The organism is Pontibacter russatus (genome assembly GCF_009931655.1).
GTDB lineage: Bacteria > Bacteroidota > Bacteroidia > Cytophagales > Hymenobacteraceae > Pontibacter > Pontibacter russatus.
This window is the reverse complement of the sequence record NZ_CP047984.1, coordinates 3,410,377-3,430,040: the sequence shown is the minus strand read 5'-3', so window position 1 is coordinate 3,430,040 and position 19,664 is coordinate 3,410,377. Positions and strand designations below refer to the sequence as shown.

Annotated in this window: 13 protein-coding genes; 4 read left to right on the top strand and 9 right to left on the bottom strand. The window is 55.9% G+C overall.

What is annotated here, in order from left to right:
• Positions 1-6 precede the first annotated feature (6 nt).
• Entirely contained in the window at positions 7-2,574 is a 2,568-nt protein-coding gene (locus tag GSQ62_RS14275; protein ID WP_202621787.1) for a family 20 glycosylhydrolase, read from the bottom strand.
• A gap of 464 nt (positions 2,575-3,038) precedes the next feature.
• Positions 3,039-4,205: a sialidase family protein gene (locus GSQ62_RS14265; RefSeq protein ID WP_237586635.1), complete on the bottom strand. Its 1,167-nt coding sequence runs from the start codon at positions 4,203-4,205 to the stop codon at positions 3,039-3,041.
• Positions 4,206-5,048: 843 nt separating this feature from the next.
• On the opposite strand from GSQ62_RS14265, the gene GSQ62_RS14260 reads away from it, so the two are divergent.
• The 3 genes from GSQ62_RS14260 (at position 5,049) to GSQ62_RS14250 (ending at position 8,181) form a co-directional block, all read left to right on the top strand.
• Positions 5,049-5,972: a nucleotidyltransferase family protein gene (locus GSQ62_RS14260; RefSeq protein WP_161890129.1), complete on the top strand. Its 924-nt coding sequence runs from the start codon at positions 5,049-5,051 to the stop codon at positions 5,970-5,972.
• A 19-nt stretch (positions 5,973-5,991) separates the two neighbouring features.
• The gene (locus GSQ62_RS14255) at positions 5,992-6,636 is read left to right on the top strand and encodes a carbohydrate-binding family 9-like protein (RefSeq protein WP_161890128.1); all 645 of its coding nucleotides are present in this window, start codon (positions 5,992-5,994) and stop codon (positions 6,634-6,636) included.
• Between the two features lie 105 nt (positions 6,637-6,741).
• Positions 6,742-8,181: a Gfo/Idh/MocA family protein gene (locus tag GSQ62_RS14250; protein ID WP_161890127.1), complete on the top strand. Its 1,440-nt coding sequence runs from the start codon at positions 6,742-6,744 to the stop codon at positions 8,179-8,181.
• A gap of 93 nt (positions 8,182-8,274) precedes the next feature.
• On the opposite strand, the gene GSQ62_RS14245 is transcribed toward GSQ62_RS14250, so the two are convergent.
• The 7 genes from GSQ62_RS14245 to GSQ62_RS14215 all read right to left on the bottom strand — a co-directional run bounded on the left by GSQ62_RS14245 (position 8,275) and on the right by GSQ62_RS14215 (position 18,427).
• Positions 8,275-9,342 carry a LacI family DNA-binding transcriptional regulator gene (locus GSQ62_RS14245; protein WP_161890126.1) on the bottom strand — a complete coding sequence of 356 codons (1,068 nt, stop codon included), beginning with the start codon at positions 9,340-9,342 and terminating at the stop codon, positions 8,275-8,277.
• A 341-nt stretch (positions 9,343-9,683) separates the two neighbouring features.
• A complete protein-coding gene (locus GSQ62_RS14240) occupies positions 9,684-12,566 on the bottom strand; it encodes a PVC-type heme-binding CxxCH protein (protein ID WP_161890125.1) in 2,883 nt (960 codons plus the stop codon).
• Between the two features lie 248 nt (positions 12,567-12,814).
• A complete protein-coding gene (locus GSQ62_RS14235; RefSeq protein ID WP_161890124.1) occupies positions 12,815-13,471 on the bottom strand; it encodes a 3-keto-disaccharide hydrolase in 657 nt (218 codons plus the stop codon).
• An 89-nt stretch (positions 13,472-13,560) separates the two neighbouring features.
• The gene (locus tag GSQ62_RS14230) at positions 13,561-14,760 is read right to left on the bottom strand and encodes an FG-GAP-like repeat-containing protein (RefSeq protein ID WP_161890123.1); all 1,200 of its coding nucleotides are present in this window, start codon (positions 14,758-14,760) and stop codon (positions 13,561-13,563) included.
• 508 nt (positions 14,761-15,268) lie between these two features.
• Complete coding sequence (locus GSQ62_RS14225; protein WP_161890122.1) at positions 15,269-16,408, bottom strand: cysteine desulfurase family protein; 1,140 nt, start codon at positions 16,406-16,408, stop codon at positions 15,269-15,271.
• A 156-nt stretch (positions 16,409-16,564) separates the two neighbouring features.
• The gene (gene glmM, locus GSQ62_RS14220) at positions 16,565-17,965 is read right to left on the bottom strand and encodes a phosphoglucosamine mutase (protein WP_161890121.1); all 1,401 of its coding nucleotides are present in this window, start codon (positions 17,963-17,965) and stop codon (positions 16,565-16,567) included.
• A 204-nt stretch (positions 17,966-18,169) separates the two neighbouring features.
• Complete coding sequence (locus GSQ62_RS14215; protein ID WP_161890120.1) at positions 18,170-18,427, bottom strand: hypothetical protein; 258 nt, start codon at positions 18,425-18,427, stop codon at positions 18,170-18,172.
• Positions 18,428-18,609: 182 nt separating this feature from the next.
• Here GSQ62_RS14215 and mazG point away from each other — a divergent pair, with 182 nt between their 5' ends.
• Positions 18,610-19,419, top strand: a complete 810-nt coding sequence (gene mazG / locus GSQ62_RS14210) for a nucleoside triphosphate pyrophosphohydrolase (protein ID WP_161890119.1) — start codon at positions 18,610-18,612, stop codon at positions 19,417-19,419.
• Positions 19,420-19,664: the final 245 nt, after the last annotated feature.

The following is a 19,664-nucleotide window of genomic DNA, read 5'->3' as shown; positions in this document are numbered from 1 at the left end:
CCTGCTTTACAAATCCGAAATACTTACCGGCACAAATGTGAACATCCACTTCACGGGGTTGTGCCAGTCCCTTCCCTTGAAGCTTCCCACCGGCAGCTTCACCAGCACGGTGTTCCAGCCTCTTTTTACGGGAACAGCTATGGGCGCACGGTACTCATACCCTTCATCAAGAAGCGGTATTTCGGAGTTACCCTGCTGCCCTGCCCGCTTCCATGCGGGTGGCGCGATGGCCTTGCCGTTCAGGTATATGGCGCTGCCCTTGTTGTCCCAGGCTCCCTTTGCGGGCGTGTCGGAGTTCTGGGAGCGGGAAAGGTTCTGGAAGCCGATCCAGAAGTGGCCTGTGGTATCCACATCGCTCCAGAACCGGGTGGTGGCATACCAGGTGTTGTTCTCCTCCGCTTTCTCCAATACACCTGTTACCAGCGGGTGCCAGAAGTGGCGCAGCACCACGGTGCCTCCCACTGCCTCAGCGGCGGGCTTTTTACCTTTGAAGGATTTCTTCTCCGGGGCAAACGAAGTAGAGAGTTCTCCTTTATTCTTGTAAGGCCCGTACAGCTTCCACTTTATATCTGCCTGCGCGGCATATGGGAAGGGCTTGCCCTCAAAATATAATTCCTGATGATCCAGCAGCCGGTTCTCGAATTCCCGGAACTCCTGCAGCCGCTCTGTCTGATCGGCCTGGACGTTGGTGATCCAGCCGGGATGGCCGCCGCCTTTCCAACTGCGCTCAGCAAAGGTCAGCATCCCCGGATAAACCGGGTTCATCTGCAGTACGTCCTCCTGCTTCAGCACGTTCCGGTCGTGCCACACGCAGAGGGTGCCGCCCAGTACCGTGCTGTCCCCTGCCTCCCTGTCGCCGATCTGGCGGTTGAAAATGGTAGTAACTGCCTCCAGCGGGTCCACGTGGTTGAGGTAAAGGTGGCGGGAGTCGATATAGGTATTGTCGGGGTTGGTGGCGCCGTCCTGCATCCACAGCTGGCGAATGGTGGCTTTGTCCAGGTTGCCGCCCGGCTCCCAGCCGATGGTCTGCTTGCCCCTCTCGTGCAGCCACTCCGTGACCTGGGGTAGGAAGTCCCTGTTCGTGATCTCCACCTCATCGCCTCCTATATGCACATAAGGCACGTCGTAGGTGTCGCAGAAATCATTCAGGATGTCCTTTAGTATCGCCAGCCCCTCCTCGCTTTGCATGTCCACGCCCATGGCCCGGGTGAAGGCGGCACTGTGGCCCGGCATGTCAATCTCGGGCACAAAGGTGATGTGGCGGTCTTTGCAGTATTTGATCAGTTCCTGTATCTCGGCCACGGTGTAGTAGGCCCCTTTGTTGCGCAACATATGCTCCGGGGCGGTCAGTTGCGGGTAGCGGGGCACCTCCAGTCGCCAGGCAATGTCCTCGGTCGGGTGGAAGTGGAAGATGTTGAGTTTATACCGGGCCATCACGTCAATCTGCTCCTTCAGCATCTCCATCGACTGGTAGTTCCTGCCCACGTCCACCATATAGCCCCTCCAACTGAATGCTGGCCAGTCGCGCACCTCACAACCGGGTATATAGGCCGCATCGCGCATAAGCTGGCCGAGCGTCTGTATGCCATTGAAGATACCGTGCGCCGTGTTGGCTTTGATCGTCGCCCTGTCTTTGTTCACCAACAATGTGTAGGCCTCTTCTGCAAGGCGGGGCGCTTCCGTTTTTTCCAGCGCCAAGGCTATATATGGTTCGTTTGGGACGGCCCTGTCTTTTATATCTACCCGCAGCCCCTTTTCCGCGAGCATGGCCTGTAACCGCGCTGCCTCTTTTTTCAGAGCGGTATCACGCACAACGATGGACTTACTCTGGTAAAGGGGGAATGCGTCTTCCTTCCACTGCAGTTGCTGGGGCGCGGGTATAATGGAGGGCTTTTGCTGCAGGTCATACACCTCGTCATAGATCAGGTGCTTCCAGAAAGCGTAACCGTCGCCGTTCAGGTGCAGGCCGTCGTTGGTGTACCGGGCGTTGAGTCTGCCGGTGTTGTCTGAGAAAGGCGTATGAAGGTCGAGGGATATATAGCCATGTTTGGAGGCGCCTGCCTGAAGCTGCGCGTTTACTTTCCTGATGAGATCTCCTTTGCTGGTGTGGCCGCCAAACTTATTAAAGCGCTCGTTCACCGGCAGGATGCTCTGGACATATAGCTGGGTGGCCAGTGTCTTCTCCTTCAGGTAATCAGCTATCCAGAACATGTTTTTCAGCAGGCTGTCCGCCGATATATTCCGGGCCAGGTCGTTGGTGCCTATCAGCAGGAAGACCTTTGCTGGCTTGCGCAGTGCCACCTCTTCAAGGCGATGCAGCACCCCGGCAGAATTATCGCCGCTGATGCCCCGGTTCTTCATTCTGCCGTCGGCAAACAGTTCGCTCCACTCGCCGCCGTCGCTGATGCTGTTGCCCAGGAAAATAATATCTCCCTGGGTATATGGCAGGCTTTTAAACAGGGTTGCCCGCTGGTGGTAATAGGTGGAGAACAAACTGTCCGCCAGTTGCACAGGCTTTACCTGCGCGGTAGCGGTACTGACTAGGAACAAAAGTAAAAGCGTGAGTCTTTTCATATCAGGCAAGGTCAATCCTATATAGCCAGTGCAAGAGCCAGCTATATATCAGCTGTAATCATATATATAATTTAACGTGGACTCGGGAATTGTTCTGCCTAAGACCTGAACTGCTGTCCATCCCTCCGGCTATACAAATTCAAGTTCTATAGCTAAGTGTAGTGCTCTCAGGCCGAGTGGCCTCGTTTTCCCCCTCGGCACTGTGTAGCTGAAGCTGCCCTCGCTCCGCTGCGGGCTGCCTCGCTGCGTTCGGCACCGCAACATCTACAAATAGAGGGCCCCTACCCCCGGCGCCTCCTGTGAAAACTGGAAACACTTTCGCATTGAGCCAGTGAACGTGCCGAACATTGTTATGCAGAAGCTTTAATATCAGCAATTCGCACTAAATATATTTCCCGGGTTCATGTTATATATAGCGCTGTACTTTAGGCCGCAGACAAAAAGGCCGCACCAGTTTTTCACCGCTACCTCCACTTCACCACCTGGAACACGATCTGCTGGTAACCGTCTTTCTCATACAGCACCCCTACCTTCTTCTTTCCTAATTTCACGATATCGGAGTAGGCGGCGTAGTCTTTCGCCCCGTTTTGGCTTTTGGCGATGACGTGCTGCTCCGGCCACGTTTTGCCCTCGTCGTAGCTGATGCGCAGGGTCAGGTTGTCGCGGCGCTGGGTGTCGGCGGCGTTGCTGAAAGCGACGATGGCCATGCCTTTCTTCTCCCCGACGGTAAGGATGCTTCCCTGGTTCACCGGGTCGGGCAGTTGCTGGTCGAAGTAGGTGGTGTCCCAGGTGGCGCCTCCGTCGCTGCTGACAGCCACGATGCGGGCGCGCACATCGCCCTGCTGGTTGCGGATGTTCATCATCAATTTACCGTCTGTCAGTTCGGTGGCCATCGCCTCGTTGCCACCGGATTCCGGCACCGTTTCGCTGATTTTAAATGTTTTTCCGTGGTCGTCGGTGTAAAAGCCGTGGGCGAAATAGTCTTCTGCCGATTGCTTCGGCTCGCCCTCTGAGTGGTTGGCGGCTATATATATCCTGCCCTTGTACTTCCCGTCGGCGAACTGCGTGGCGTGGCCGGGGGTGTTGGCGTAGGCGCGCCAGTCTTCTTTGAACGCGTACGCCGGATTGGCAGCGGGCATATTCGGGCGGTGTACCTGCGCTGTGATGTTCTCCGGCTCCGACCAGGTCTTGCCGTTGTCGGCGGAGGTGATATACCACACTTCGCGAAGCCCCTTGCCGCTGCGCACCTCATGCTCGTGGGCATTGCCCGTGTTATAGAAAAGGAAAACCCTTCCCTTCGGATATGCGGGGTCTGTCAAATCCACCACAGGGGCGGCGTTGCCCGCCTGGAGGGTGTCATAATCCACCACGGTCTGCAGTTCCGACCAGGTTTTGCCTTTGTCCGAGCTGCGCTTCATCACGATGTTCACGTCCCCGAAGTCGGCCGCGCCGTGTACCCTCCCCTCCGCAAAGGCCAGCAGGTCGCCGCCGGGGAGGGCAATGATGGCGGGGATGCGATAGGACTTGTGCCCCCCTTCCCCGGAAACAAAAACAGGGACATCCTGCTGCTGCGCCTGCGTAAACAGCGCGGAAAGAAAAAAAGAAAAAGCCAGAACTGCTCGAATCATCATGGTGACAAAGTTATGGGTCATGCCTGATTTATCTATAAGTAATCGTGTTTCAGGTAAAAGGCCGCAAGCATCAGGTATTGAGACCTTGGCAACATATCCTTTAGACTGTTTTGAAACCTATTAAAACTGAAGAATTTAATTTTGTAAAAATGGTTAAATGCGGTGAAAACGATCTTTATGGCTATAATCTCTATTCCTCAAATAGCTCTTAAATGCGTTTTAACACAGTTTCTAACTTATTCCAAATATAACGTGAACCTGAGGATTAATCCATAATCAAGTGATTGGTAGCCAGCCAACCGCATTGATATATAACTCTCAGAAAGCCGGATCAAAGAAGAAAGAGGCCGCTTCAGCCTGAGCGCACCAAACCTGGCTATAGTCTATATGGCTTAATGGTAGTGAAGCCGGAGGGATGGGCAGCAGATCTGAGCCCAGATCTAATCATACCGCGGTTGATTTTATATAGTAATCCCACGCTGCAACAGCACCTTTTACTTGCTACGCGGAAGCAGCCTGTTATATATGGATTCTTTGGGTAGACGGTTTCCGGTAAAGCTTAGAAATGTTTCGCCCGGCAGCACCTCCAAACCAGATAATGCGCCTACCTCCGTTTACGGTAGCAGGTATATGAATGGGCGGTGTGTACGTAAACATTACAGCAGATTCTTTGTTTTTCTGTTTCTAATTTTTATTTTTATCAAACATTAATCAGGGTGTCCTGATCCGGGTTATCATGAGGGCCGCCTTCAAAGCAGGGCTATCTGGCCGTGCCTCTTCCGGCATGCGCTTTATAGCTGTACCCAGAGAACCGTAGCAGGCATTGTTCTTCACCAGCCTTTCATGCACAGCAAACCCACATTACTTGTACTAGCCGCCGGCATGGCGACGCGCTACGGCAGCCTGAAGCAGGTGGACGGTTTCGGCCCGAACGGCGAGACGATCATCGATTACTCTGTGCATGATGCGCTCAGGGCGGGCTTCGGCAGGGTGGTGTTCGTTGTCCGGAAGGCAATTGAGGAGGAGTTCAGGGCGGCCATGCGGCGCAGGTTCCCGGACTCCCTGCCCATCGACTATGTAGCGCAGGAACTGGACATGCTGCCCGCCGGCTTCGAGGTTCCGGAGGGCAGGACGAAGCCCTGGGGCACCGGGCACGCGGTGTGGGTGGCGGCCTCGAGCATACAAGAACCTTTCGCGGTCATCAACGGCGACGACTTTTACGGGTACAAATCATTTGAACTGGTAGCCGACTTCCTCCGCAACAGCACGGACGACAACGAGCACGGACTTGTCGGCTTCCGGCTGGAGAACACACTTTCGGAGCACGGCGCCGTTTCCAGGGGGCTGTGCGAAGTAGACAGGGAGGGCTACCTGAAATCGGTGACGGAACTGACGCACATCCTGCACGCGGAGGGCGGCATCGTACACCAGGAGCCGGGGGCCGTGGCGGGCTTTCTGAGCGGGAGTGAAACCGTGTCGATGAACCTGATGGCGTTTAAACCCTCCGTGTTCCCCCACTTCGGGCAGGGGCTCCGGGAGTTTCTTGCCGGGAACGGCACAAACCTGAAGGCCGAGTTTTACCTGCCGGCCGTCGTGGACGGGCTCGTGAAGTCCGGAACGGCCCGCGTAAAGGTGCTGCAGACGCCGGAGAAGTGGTTTGGGGTCACCTACCCCGAAGATAAGGCCGCCGCCGTGCAATGTATCCTCCGACAGGTGCGCGCAGGCGTATACCCGGAAGATCTTTGGCAGGCACTTTCTCCACAGTAATATTCCTGCTGGCATGGATATGAAGAAGATAGACGCCCCCTTGTTGCCCCGTCTGCACAAAGACAGCCCGCTTCGGCTCGTTGCGGAGGCGCTGGACGCGCTTCCCAGGCACGAAATGGCCGAGGAACCGTGGCCGGACGCGCAGGAGAAGCCAACGGTTGGTTTTGCGATCGGTTATAACGGGGATTGTATCTTTCTCAAGTACTATGTGCAGGAGCGCACGGTGCGGGCCACGTACCTGAACACCAACGACCCGGTATATAAAGACAGCTGCGTAGAGTTTTTCGTGGCTTTCGACGGAGCGCAGGCCTATTACAACCTGGAGTTCAACCGCCTGGGCACCTGTCTGGCGGGCTTCGGCCCGGACCGGCACGACCGCAGGCTGTTGCCGGAGCAAGCAGTTTCGCAAATCAGGCGCTGGGGCACCATGGGGGAAGTTGATGCCGGTACCAAACGCGCGGCCTGGCAGCTTACGCTGGCCATACCCGCAGAAGTTTTTACCGAGCACCGGCTCCAGGACTTCCAGGGTACCATGGCCAGGGCAAACTTCTACAAGTGCGGCGATGACCTGCCGGAGCCGCACTTCCTGGCGTGGAACCGCATTCAGGCGCCACAGCCCGATTTCCACTTGCCTGCATTTTTCGGAGAGTTGAGGTTTCTGTAGTAAAGAGTGCCCGGACCAGGCAAGGCCCGCGTTTTTAAGGGGCGGATTCCTCCGGTATGATGATCTGATACAGTCACGGCATATATAACGTTAACAGCGCAAACCATGAACAACAACCGCAGAGAATTTTTGAAGCTTTCGGGCCTGGCGGGCCTGGGCATAGCCGGCTCCGGCCTGCTGGGAGGCTGCGCCACAGCGGAGCAGCAGCAGTCAAACCTGGCCGCCATCGAGCAGCAGGCGAAGCGCAAGCACACGCAGCGCTTCAACATGAGCGGCTACCGCGCGCCCAAACTCGACAAGGTCCGCATCGGGTTTGTGGGCCTGGGCATGCGGGGGCCGGGTGCCGTAAACCGCATGAGCCGCATCGAGGGCGTGGAGATCATGGCGCTCTGCGACCTGATACCGGAGCGGGCGGAAGCCATGAAGAAAAAGCTGCAGGAGGCGGGCACCGCCCATAACCCCACGCTGTACTCGGGCCGCGAGGACTCCTGGAAAGAGATGTGCCTCCGGACAGACATCGACCTTATCTATATCACCACGCCCTGGCACCTGCACACCCCCATCGCCGTGTACGCCATGGAGCACGACAAGCACGCCGCCACGGAGGTGCCCGCGGCCGTGACCATGGAAGAGTGCTGGCAGTTGGTGGAGACCTCGGAGCGCACCCGCAAGCACTGCATGATGCTGGAGAACTGCTGCTACGACTTCTTCGAGATCTTGACGCTGAACATGGCCCGCCAGGGCTATTTCGGGGAGATCATCCACGGCGAGGGCGCTTATATCCACCAGTTGGTGGACCTGAACTTCTCCAAGGAAGGCTACCAGGACATGTGGCGCCTGAAGGAGAACCTGACCCGCAACGGCAACCTGTACCCCACCCACGGCCTCGGCCCCATCTGCCAGATCATGAACATCAACCGCGGCGACGTGATGGACTATCTGACGGCGGTGCAGAGCGATGACTTCCAGATGTTTGAGGAGGCGAAGAAGCGGGCAGCGTCCGATCCGTTTTACGACAAGTTCGAGCAGGACACCTACCGGGGCAACATGAACACCACCTCCATCCGCACCAAGAAAGGCAGGACGATGATGATCCAGCACGATGTCACCTCCCCCCGCCCCTACTCCCGCATCCACCTGGTGAGCGGCACGAAGGGCATGGCCCGCAAGTGGCCCGAGCAGAAGCTATCGAAAGGCCACGAAGGCTGGCTTTCGGAGCAGGAGGTGAAGGCCCTGGAGGAGCAGTACACGCCGGAGATTGTGCAGAAAATAGGTGAGATGGCCAAAAAGATCGGCGGCCACGGCGGCATGGACTTCATGATGGACTGGCGCCTGATTGACTGCCTGCGCAACGGCCTGCCGCTTGACCAGGACGTGTACGATGCGGCCTCCTGGACAGCCGTGGGCCTGCTGAGCGAGTGGTCGGTGGCCAACCGCTCCAACTCCATCGACGTGCCCGACTTCACGGCCGGCGCCTGGCAAACCAACGCCCCTGTCAGCCTCTCGCTGGCCGGAGGCGGCACCACCAACGTGATCGTGCAATAGCAGGCCATTATACATATATAGGCGAAGCGGCCCTGCTGTATACAATACAGCAGGGCCGCTTCGCCTGTATATAAACACAAACAGTAGCCGAGATCAGCTGTCAGCCCCGGTGTAGTACTGCAGGTTTTCTTTTGTGATGATGTCCAGCGGCAAATATTTGATCGGGCTGTTCTTCTTCCGGAAAATCAGGTGATCCGCGAGGCCGTGTATGCCCCAGTACCCCTGCCCCTTCGGGTTCTGGTTGATCAGGAAATCTATGACGCCGGTTTCCAGGTAATGAACGTTCCTGCCCAGCAGGTCATAGCCCACCAGGCTGATGTGCTCCATCCTTTTCTGCTGCAGGTACTCCGCAATGACATTTACCCTGGAGGTAGTTACAAACACCCCCTTTACATTAGCCGCCTCTTCGAACAGCTTATCCAGTTGCTGCGCAATGGTGTACCGGGCAGTGCCTTGCAGGTCCACCGGCAGCACACGGTGCGTCTCCGGCAGGTTGTGCTGCGAGAAATAATCTTTAAAGCCCTGCTCCTTATGAATCAGGTGGGACGAGTTCTGCACATCCTCCTCAATGTGGGCAACCACAAAAGTGGCTTTCCCCCTGCAGCCGTAATGCAATAGTTTGCCCGCCAACAGCCCGCTCTGGTAAGAGTCCTGCCCGATATACATCAGCGGCTCGTAATCGGGGATGTGCGTGTTGATGAGCACAAAAGGGATGCCCTGCCGCTTCCATTTGTTGAAGTAAGCCAGCGACTGCCGGTAAAAGATGGGTGCGATCAGCAGGCCGTCGAAGGTGCTGGCGGCTACCTTGTCCGCTGCCCTGGAGAAGGATTCGGCATCGTAGGGGTCAAAGATAAACTGCGTCACGTGCAGGCCATATTGCCCCAACTCCTCCTCGGCCTTGCTGATGCCGTCCAGGGGCGCCTGCCAGTAGATGGCAACGGTGGGGTCGGGCATGAGGGCGGCGATGAGGTAGGTCTTGTTGCTGACCAGAGCGCGGGCCAGGAGGTTTGGCTTATAGTCCAGTTCGCGGGCTATCTTCAGCACCCGCTGGCGCACGTCGTCGGCCACTCTTCCCCGGTCATGCAGCACGCGGTCCACGGTTCCGGTCGATACGTTTGCCTTCTCGGCGATGTCCTTTATTCTGGCGGTGGGTTTGCTCACTTTTAACTGATGCTAGTGTATGAAGCAGTTATATATCGGAATAATACGTAAAGGCGCAGAGAACCTCTATCCCTTCTTATGATGTGTTAAATTAACATTTATATTTCAGAGGCCATTTTATTCAGTTTAAAAAATTAGCCGGGAGCGTTGTACCGGCCACCGGACAGGCTTGCTGCCGGGGTAGCAGATTTTCACTCACTGCCGCTGCCCTTCTATATATGGCTGCGAGCAACGCATCGGGGCATAGAAAAGCCCCTGAAAAATTCAGGGGCTTTCCTGGCAATTACCTCAGCGTGCAGCCGCCGGGCCAAAGCAAATCCTGCGCAAAAGGAGTATATGGCTTATTTCCGGGCGAGTTGCTCCTTAATCAGTGCCTGCAGCTCATGGTTCTCATGCGATTGCCCCATTTTCTGCAGGCGCTGCTGCAGGCCCTGCAAAGCTTTCTCGGATTCCGGGGAGCCGATTGCGCCGACGCGCTGTATGGTATAGGGCAGCACATGCGGCACCTTTGCTTTCAGCGCCAGGTCCACCGCCCGGTTCACGTCTGTTGGCACCACTGGCTCAAAAGCATACCAAAGCATCAGCGGCATGTTGTGGTCGTCTTTGTCTTCGGCCCTTTGTACCAGCGCTTCAAGGGTCTCCCATCGTTTCTCCGGCGCAACCCGCTGGATGGCCGAAGCAAGGTACAGCCTCACGAGCGCAGCGTTGTCTGTTTTTGCCATATCCGCGAAACGCGCCAGTGCGGCATCCGAAAGTTCTTTGTCCTCTGCCATCAACTGGATGGCCCAGCTTCTCATATACTCGTTTTCGTGATCCAGCAGTTGGAGCAGGTCCTTCTCCTTGAGCCCTTTCGTGACATGCAGCGCCCAGAGCGCGCGCAGTTTCCGGGTTACGTCAGGGTTTTCGTTCAGTATCTTTTTCAGGGCTCTGTGTACCCTCTTGTTCGGCCCGCGTTCCTGCAGCAGGAGCCGCGCGGTTCGCACATACCACTCGTTTTTATGGAGCTGGTAATTCACCAGGTCCATGTCAGATGCTTTCGTGAGGTCTACCTGCACCCATTCATCCGTCTCGTGGCTGATTTTGAATATACGCCCCATCGTCTTGTTGTGTACATCCGGGTTCGGGCTGTGGCACTGGTTCTTGTCGTACCAGTCGATGGCGAAAACGGAGCCGCTCGGGTCATAGCGCAGGTTCAGCCACTGCGACCAGGTATCGTTCGTCAGCAGGAAATCGTCCCCGTGGCTGGCTATATAGCCGGAGCCGTTCCGGTCGAGTAAATCCACGTTCACCCGGCTGCCGTGGATGTTGTTCATGAAAATGTTGTTGCGGTACTGTTCAGGCCATTTCTCACTCCCGAGGTATACCATGGCCCCCGCATGCGCGTGACCGCCTCCCTTCGCATCAGACCGGAAGTTTCCGGCGTGTGGCCCCCTGTCTCCCACCCAATGCACATGGTCGCCTATCTGCTTGATGTCGTCATAGGTGTAGGGGTTGAAGTGCTCCCCGGCCTGGCGCTGGTACCGTGCCCCCTGGATGGCATGGAACATATGGGGAATCACGCACACGGTGATGAACGAATGGCCATAGTCATTGAAGTCAACGCCCCAGGGGTTGCTGGTTCCTTCCGAAAACAACTCAAATTCTTTTGTGGTCGGATGGTAGCGCCACACGCCCGCGTTCAGTCTTGTCCGCTCCGAATCCGGTGCGCCGGGCTTGCCCACGTTCGATTGGGTGAAGACGCCCTGCGTGCCATATAGCCAGCCGTCGGGCCCCCAGCGGAAGCTGTTCAGCACTTCGTGTGTGTCGTCCAGGCCCCAACCGTCCAGGAGTATCTGCGGAGGGCCTGCCGGTTTGTCGTTCTTCTCGTCTAAAGGGATATATAACAGGTGCGGTGCCGAGCCGAGCCAGACGCCGCCCATGCCCACTTCGATGGCGCTGATCAGGTTCAGTCCCTCCATAAAGACCTTCCGCTTGTCCAGCGTGCCGTCGCCGTTCGTGTCTTCAAATATGAGGATGCGGTCCTTGCCCTGTCCTTCGGGTGCCCGAACAGGATAGGTGTGGGCCTCGGCAACCCAGAGCCTCCCGCGGGGGTCGATTGTGAAACTGATGGGACGCACTATATCCGGCTCCGCAGCGGCCAGCGTCACAGTGAACCCATCCTGCATGGTCATGCTTTTCGCTGCCTCCGCCCCTGAAAGCCCTGAATGGATAACCGGGTCGAGGGGGGGCAGGATGATGATGTCGCTTGGCTTGAGCTCGTTGGGGAAGTTCGGCCGGGAAGGGTAAAAGAGGAATTCATCAAAATTGATGTGGGCCCATTTATCATCCCCTATATAGGGTATCTGCGAGATGCCTGTCTCGTTGTCGATAAGGCGGATATAGATTTCCTTGTTCAGCAGCGGGGTAAGATCAACCACAACGGGCTGCAGCGTGGCGCGCCCCGATCCGGATATCTCAAAGAAAACCTCATCGTTGCCTGCCCGCACCAGTTCCACGCGGGTGTCTTTTAAGGCTCCGCCTGAAACTTTAAAAGAAGCGAACGGATGCGTCACTCTGAAAGGCACTGAGGTCAGCGTGCCGGTTCCTTTATAGTTTTTGGTGCCGCCGCTGCTTACGAAATACTTCCCGCCGAAGCCGATGTTCATATCCTTGTCATGCACCGGAGAGGGGTCGCCGGATATGACCGGGTTTTCAAAAGCGTCCCCGGTTGCTTTCCAGTCCTGGAGCGTGCCTTTTTCAAAATTCAGATTCAATGCCTTTCCGCCTTTCTTAGGCACTTCCCCGGCAATGGTCACCGCTTCTTTGATGGGGCCTTCCACCACATCGAACTTGCCTTCCATACCGGCGGCCCTGTGGCCGGGAATGGAGCAGAAGTATATATCGTCCTCCACCGCTTTGAAAACGATGCTTGCCGTATCTCCCTTCTCTACCAGCACCTCGCTCTTGACGCCCAGCTTTTCAAGGACGATGTCGTGCGTCATGAGTTCGCCATTCACGATCAGGATGCGCACTGTCTCCCCCTTCCGGGCCTGAAGTGTGGGGTTGCGTTTTCCGTCGGTGTCGAAGTAGCCGAGCATCGTGGCTTTCAGGGTATACTCCCGATCGTATTGCACAGCCTTCCGCTCAGGCCCGGAAGTGCCAGGGCCTGGGGTTGCGCCATATGCGCCGGGACGCAAGATTACCGCGAGCAGTATTAAAAAAAACAATCGGGTCAGGGCCACCATATATCTAAAATTTCAGGTTGATAAATCTATCAAGCGAAGCTAGCGCCTGGATCGCCAGCTTTTAATAAGTAAACGGTATTCGATAAACAATCTAATCAGGTACCGGCTCTTTATATAGGCAGGCCTGCGTAAAAGGTGCCCTATATATTCAAGCCCACCCCTGCTCACAGGGGAGAGGAATGTTAGGTTTAAGGCACAAGCTAAAATGAAAAATTATAGCAGTAGTTCCCACAGCGAACCAGCCTATGTTATTTCCTTTCTTCCTTTTCCGGCAGTTCTTCCAGCGTTATATCCTTGTAAAATACTTTCGCCTTGCCGCCGCCATGGATCTGGAAGGCAACGCGGCCGGACTGTGGAATGGTGGTGTCTTCTTCGGTGTAATCCACGGTCTCTTCGCCGTTCAGCAATATTCGGATTCTGCGCCCCTGGGTATGGATTTCATAGTCATTCCATTCGTTGGGCCGGAGCAGTCGCTTCACGAGTGCGGTGTCTGCAACTGCCAGCAGTTTGTTCCGGCGGGATTCATCATACAGACTGGCCCAGAAGCCGTCTCCAATGTCTGCCTGGTACCCCCTCATCTCATAAGGCGGGTCGGCTATGCGCTGGCTGTGAAACTGCACGCCGCCGTTTACAAAGCCCTCGTTGCCGGTGAGTTTGAATTTAAGTTTCAGCACGTAGTTGTCATAGTTGCCGGTGGTGCTGATGAATTCATTGTGGGGGACCGTTTCCGTCAGAGACCCACCCACCAAGGCGCCATCCTGAATGCGCCAGGTATGGACCGTGTCTCCCTCCCAACCCCTGAAGGTCTTTCCGTCGAAAAGCCGGATCTGCTTTGTCCCGGACTGTGCTGTGGAGCAGGGGGCACAGGAGCTATACAGTATAAACAGGAGAAGAATAGCTTTCATATAGTGTAACGATTTAAATGAATAGTCTCAGCAGTTACTGCCCCGAAGGCGCTAAGACTGCCGGAATTACAAAGCGCCGGTATAGGCTGTCAGTGCGCCTTCTGCTCGAAGACAAAGACACCTTTCTTGTTGGCGACCACAATATCCTTCATGCCGTCTCCGCTGATGTCCAGTACGTCCACCTCAACCCCCACTCCGGAGTCGTCGTCTACCAGGTGCGGCACCCAGGCCGGCGTCGCGCCTGGTTTAAACTCATACCAGTATAGCACCGCAGACTCGTACTCGCCCGGGTCCTTGCCCATATGGGCGAAATAGCGCTTGCCAGTCACCAGGTCCGGTTGCCCGTCCGAATTCATATCCGTCAGATCCAGCCCATGCGTTTGTGTGAATTTGTCTGCGATCAGGTGTGTTTTCCAGTTCGGGCTTCCCTGCCCGTCCGTCACTTGCTCATGCCACCAGATTCCGAGCTGATGCGCCGATGAAGACACCACATCCTGGTCCCCGTCTCCGTCGAAGTCATGGACATACATCTGGGCCGCCGGTTCGCCCAGGGCCGCCTTATGAAACACCCAACCTGACTCACGCGGATCGGCTGGCGCCTCCCACCATCCTTCGGTGATGATCACGTCCAGGCGGCCGTCTTTGTTCATGTCGCCCATGCCAAGCCCGTGCGAGAATGGCTCTGTGCCGGGGCTCTTCTCCTCGCTGATAGCAAAGCGCTGCCACTCCAGGTTATCGGCAGAAACGGGGGCTTTGAACCAGACCATCTGCCCGGTGGGGGAGTCTCCCCCGAGGATGTCCATCTTCCCGTCGCCGTCCACGTCAAAAAAGCCGGCCGACTCATTGCCCAGGGTTTCATGGATGAGGTGTTGCTTCCAGTGGCCCTGCTCCTGCTTCGGGTTCTCGAACCACAGCACTTCCTGCCCCGGAAACCCGACCCGCACGAAATCCAGCCAGCCATCGAGGTTCACATCCATCGTGTGGCTCACAAAAGCATTGCTGTAGCCTTTGTCGTACTCAAATTTCTGGGGTGTCGTCAGCTCATGCTTTTCCCAGTCAGGTGCTTCAAACCAGTAGGCGCCCGCCAGCACATCCGTTTTACCGTCGTTGTTCACATCCCCGACAGCCACCCCTTCGGCAATGAACTCATCGGTCAGCACCTGCTTCGAGAATGAGATTTTTTCGCCTGGTATGGCAGCGCTGCCAGCGGTTTGGGTGGGGGCTTTGCACTGTGTCAGCAGGCAGGAGGCCAGCAAGGCCCATGCACAGGTAAAGGTCTTTGCTTTCATACAACTCAATATACAGGAAGTGCCGTTTATATAGGACTGACTCGGGTTTTTCATCATATAGAAATTATCTTACAGTTCCATTTAAAATGCCGCATCCCTCAAGAGCAAACCGACCCGCTCCTCTAAAGCAATGATTCAAAGGCGCTAAGACTGATGGGCTTGAACATGACGGACATTAAATTTTAACAGCAGATATAAAGTTAGCAGATATTTTCAGAGTTCATAGGCCGCTGGCATACAGCCTGTCAAGCCATGCCTCCGGGATCATTTATACCTGAAGGGATATAAAGCAGTCCGCCTGCAACGCGCCCATGAGGGGAGCATTGCAGGCGGACTGCTTTTCTTCGTGACAGCAGGGCCATATAGATTCAACCGGTCGCTCCTTTGGGCATGTGCTTTTCTGCCGCCGCTTTTTACGCTGCGCTGTATATAACCGGGCCCTCTTCGCTTCGTTCCTATATGCCTTCCTTCTGCATGGCGGCGGAGCGCTTACATGAGAAGCTATATATCAGGCGGGCACATTTTTGTAGAGCTTCGCCAGCGCCTCGGCGGCATAATCAATCTCCTCCGGCGTATTGTACTTACTAAAAGAGAACCGCACGGAGCCCCGTGCCGGATCACAGCCCAGCGCGCGCAGCACATGCGAGCCCGTGTTGGCCCCGCTGCTGCAAGCGCTTCCGCCGGAAACAGAGATTTTGTTTATATCCAGGCTGAAGAGCAGCATCTCGTTGATGTCAGAAGCAGGCAGGCTCACGTTCAGCACGGTATATAAACTTTTATCCCCGAACTCCGACAGGCCGTTGAAGCTTATATCCTCCAGCTGCGCCTTCAGTTTATATATCATCCTGTCTTTCAGCCCCTGTATATAGCGAGTGTGCTCCTCCATATCGCCGTACGCGATCTCCAGGGCCTTTGCCAGCCCGATGATGCCGCACACGTTCTCGGTTCCGCCGCGCATGTTGCGCTCCTGCGCCCCGCCTTGTATGTAGGGGCTTATCTTTACGCCTGCATCGCAGTACAGGAAACCCACTCCTTTCGGCCCATGAAACTTATGCGCAGAGCCGACAATAAAATTCGCGCCCAGCACCTGCAGGTCGTGCGTGTAATGGCCCATCGTCTGCACCGTGTCGGAATGGAAAATGGCCTTGTGCGCCTTGCAGATGCGCCCGATTGCCTCCACATCATTCAGGTTGCCGATTTCATTATTGGCGTGCATGACGGACACCAGCGTCTGCGGCTGGCCCGCCAGCAGTTCCTCAAGGTGCGCCAGGTCGAGGTTGCCGTGCGCGTCGTGGCGCAGGTAGCTCACCTGCACCCCCTCCTTCTCCAGCAGTTCCATCGAGTGCAGCACGGCGTGGTGCTCGAGTTCTGAGGTGATGGCGTGCTTTATACCCAGTGTGCGACAGGTGCTGATAATGGCGGTATTGTCGGCCTCCGTGCCTCCCGAGGTGAAAAAAATCTCTGCCGGAGACGTGTTCAGCAGCGTCGCCACCGTCCTGCGCGCCTTCTCTATCGCCGCCCTTGCCTCGCGCCCGTGCGAGTGGATGGAAGAAGGATTGCCGAAGTGCTCCAGCATATAGGGCGCCATGGCATCAAACACCTCTTTGTCCAGCGGGGTGGTGGCGGCATTATCTAAATAAACTCGCATTGTATCTCGTTCTGTGTTTTCTGACCTACTTAAACAACCGTTGCGGCATAAAAAAAAGTTGCGCCAGCCAGGCGGATTCATTCCAGCCCCGGTGGCGCAACACAAACGGTTGTTGTTTATTTATGCAACAACACATGCTATATGGGAGGCGGCAACTCAAAGCCCCTGTGCCTTCTCGGAGATAATCTCTTTGATGTCGCCGATGATTTTGTTTGCCAGGTGCTCTGCCGTCGCGTTGCTGTCTGACTCCGCATATATCCGGATGATGGCTTCGGTGTTGGATTTGCGCAGGTGTACCCACTCCTTCCCGAACTCGATCTTCACGCCGTCGATGGTGTTAATCGGTTGCTTGGCGTAGCGCTCCTGCATCTGCACCAGCACATCGTCTACGTCCACCTCCGGCGTCAGCTCAATCTTGTTCTTGGATATATAGTAGTTCGGGTAGGAGGCGCGCAGGCGCGTCATGCTCATATCTGATTTGGCCAGGTGCGTCAGGAACAGCGCAATCCCCACCAGCGCGTCGCGGCCGTAGTGCAGTTCCGGATATATGACGCCGCCGTTGCCCTCTCCGCCGATCACGGCCTGCTGCGCCTTCATCATGTTCACCACGTTTACCTCGCCCACCGCCGCGGCATGGTACTCGCCTCCGGCTTTCTCCGTCACGTCGCGCAGCGCCCTGGTGGAGGACAAGTTAGATACGGTGTTGCCTTTCTGGTGCTTCAGCACATAGTCGGCGACGGCCACCAGGGTATACTCCTCGCCAAACATGCTGCCGTCTTCGTTCACGAGGGCGAGGCGGTCCACATCCGGGTCCACCACAATGCCCAGGTCAAATTTTCCCTTTTCGATTATCCTCGATATTTCGCGCAGGTTCTCGGGCAGCGGCTCGGGGTTGTGGGCAAAGTTGCCGTCCGGCTCGCAAAACAGCTTCTCTATTTTTTTCACGCCCAGCGCCTCCAGCAGCATCGGCACGGCAATGCCCCCGCTTGAGTTCACGGCATCCACGGCTACGCTGAAGTTCTTCGCCCTGATGGCCTCCACATCCACCAGGGGCAGATCCAGAATGGCTTTTATATGCTTCTTCAGGGCCATGTCGCTCTGGCTGTACTTGCCCAGGTCGTTTACCTGCGCAAACTCAAAGCTTTCCTGCTCCGCTATCTCCAGCACCAGCTTGCCTTCCTCGTCCGATATAAACTCGCCGTTCCTGTTCAGCAGTTTCAGCGCGTTCCACTGCTTGGGATTATGGCTGGCGGTAAGGATGATGCCGCCCCCTGCCTTCTTGGCGGGTACTACCATCTCCACGGTGGGCGTGGTCGAAAGCCCCACATCAATAACATTAATGCCGAGGCCCTGCAGCGTGGCACAAACCAGCTTGTTCACCATGTCGCCGGAAAGGCGGGCGTCGCGGCCTACCACAATGGTGTTGATGCCGGTGGTCTGTTGCACCCACGTACCGAAGGCAGCAGCGAATTTTACGACGTCAACCGGGGTCAGCCCTTCGCCGGCCCGCCCGCCTATTGTTCCGCGTATTCCTGAAATTGATTTTATTAAAGCCACTCGTTCCGAATTTTGATCAGGCAAAAGTAGCAATCTAAGTTATACTTTCAGAATTTTTAATCCTTAAATCCGCCCTTTTGCAGGAAGGCGATCATTCACCTCCCGCACGGCAGGCTGGCGCATACCTGCTTCCGCAGGCAGTTTACCCGCAGCCTCCCGGGGCAGCTTACACACGGATTGCACACAGAAAGCGGCATCCAGCACCTATACGATCGGCATGTTATCCTGCACCTCCCGATTCACCTTGAGTCTGTCCACCTCCAGCTCGCCTATATGCAGCTTGCCGATATAGCCCGACTGCAGCGCCATCCTTTGGATGGCCAGCCGGCCAATGGCCAGCGCCCCGACGGCCATGGCCCCTACGCTTACGACCGCCAGCGCCGTGGCCACGCGCGCAAACGCCACCTGTTTCTGGACCGCCGGAGTTGCGGTGAGTAGTTTCTTCAGTTCTTTCTTTTTCATCGCTTTGCTTGGCTTAGTTATACTAATGTCTGGAGGGGTGAGAAGCACCTCCCGGATGCAGCGCCCCCTCTTACCTTCACTACGGACAAAGCGCCAAGTGGGCCGCATGTGCAGGGTTTGGGCCCTCAATTAAGGCCCCAGGCCTTGCACGGCTGTTCATATTATTTCTTATATTTGAAGTTATGAACAGCTTTATTTTCGAAGACAGCCCCCGGGGCAGGCAGTTGCAGGCCTTTAACCGCCTGCTGGATGTGATGGACGACCTGCGCGAGAAATGCCCCTGGGACCGGAAGCAAACCATTGAAAGCCTGCGCCACCTCACCATTGAGGAAACCTACGAACTCTCCGACGCCATACTCAAGGCGGACATGCCAGAGATAAAGAAGGAGTTGGGTGATGTGATGCTGCACCTGGTTTTCTACGCAAAAATTGCCTCCGAGCAAAAAGCCTTTGATCTGGCCGATGTGTTGAACGCGCAGTGTGAGAAGCTCATTTTCAGACATCCGCATATATACGGCGACACGAAAGCCGACACCGAGGAGGAGGTAAAGCGAAATTGGGAAAAACTTAAGCTAAAAGAAGGGAACAAATCTGTGCTTGGCGGCGTACCCTCCTCATTGCCTGCGCTGGTGAAGGCCATGCGCATTCAGGAGAAAGCGCGCGGGGCCGGCTTCGACTGGGACGACAAATCGCAGGTATGGCAGAAGGTGCAGGAAGAACTGGGTGAGTTTGAGGCGGAGTACAATGTGGCCGACACCTCCGCTGTTGATCAGCAAAAAGCAACTGCCGAGTTCGGGGATCTGCTGTTTTCGCTCATAAACTTTGCGCGGTTTGCCGGTATAAATCCTGAAGAGGCGCTGGAGCGCACCAACCTGAAATTCATCGGCCGCTTCCGGTTTATGGAGACAGAGGCAGCCCGGGACGGCATGAATTTACAGGACATGACCCTGGCAGAAATGGACGATTACTGGAACAGGGCGAAAAAACAGTAGCCAAAGAGTGGCTTGTCAGATTTATTCACTATGTTTAAGCTAACTTTTGTCTGGAATAGGTTAAGCTTTCAGCGAAATTATCCATCAAAATCGCGGCACATGCAACCATTTTACGGCAAAGCTGTGTTCCCAGAAATAACACCCCACTGCTTATCAGCGACTTAGGTATTACACCACGGGCTCTGTGCGGAATTAAAGAAGTAATTACTTACTTTCAGAGCCCCGATGAGGGCCACCCGCTCCGG

Excerpts from the sequence above, each read along its gene's own strand:
- GSQ62_RS14215 (WP_161890120.1), bottom strand. The coding sequence starts at position 18,427 with ATGAAAAAGAAAGAACTGAAGAAACTACTCACCGCAACTCCGGCGGTC.
- GSQ62_RS14235 (WP_161890124.1), bottom strand. The coding sequence starts at position 13,471 with ATGAAAGCTATTCTTCTCCTGTTTATACTGTATAGCTCCTGTGCCCCC.
- GSQ62_RS14265 (WP_237586635.1), bottom strand. The coding sequence starts at position 4,205 with ATGATGATTCGAGCAGTTCTGGCTTTTTCTTTTTTTCTTTCCGCGCTG.
- GSQ62_RS14240 (WP_161890125.1), bottom strand. The coding sequence starts at position 12,566 with ATGGTGGCCCTGACCCGATTGTTTTTTTTAATACTGCTCGCGGTAATC.
- GSQ62_RS14260 (WP_161890129.1), top strand. The coding sequence starts at position 5,049 with ATGCACAGCAAACCCACATTACTTGTACTAGCCGCCGGCATGGCGACG.
- GSQ62_RS14250 (WP_161890127.1), top strand. The coding sequence starts at position 6,742 with ATGAACAACAACCGCAGAGAATTTTTGAAGCTTTCGGGCCTGGCGGGC.
- GSQ62_RS14255 (WP_161890128.1), top strand. The coding sequence starts at position 5,992 with ATGAAGAAGATAGACGCCCCCTTGTTGCCCCGTCTGCACAAAGACAGC.
- GSQ62_RS14225 (WP_161890122.1), bottom strand. The coding sequence starts at position 16,408 with ATGCGAGTTTATTTAGATAATGCCGCCACCACCCCGCTGGACAAAGAG.
- mazG (WP_161890119.1), top strand. The coding sequence starts at position 18,610 with ATGAACAGCTTTATTTTCGAAGACAGCCCCCGGGGCAGGCAGTTGCAG.
- GSQ62_RS14230 (WP_161890123.1), bottom strand. The coding sequence starts at position 14,760 with ATGAAAGCAAAGACCTTTACCTGTGCATGGGCCTTGCTGGCCTCCTGC.
- GSQ62_RS14275 (WP_202621787.1), bottom strand. The coding sequence starts at position 2,574 with ATGAAAAGACTCACGCTTTTACTTTTGTTCCTAGTCAGTACCGCTACC.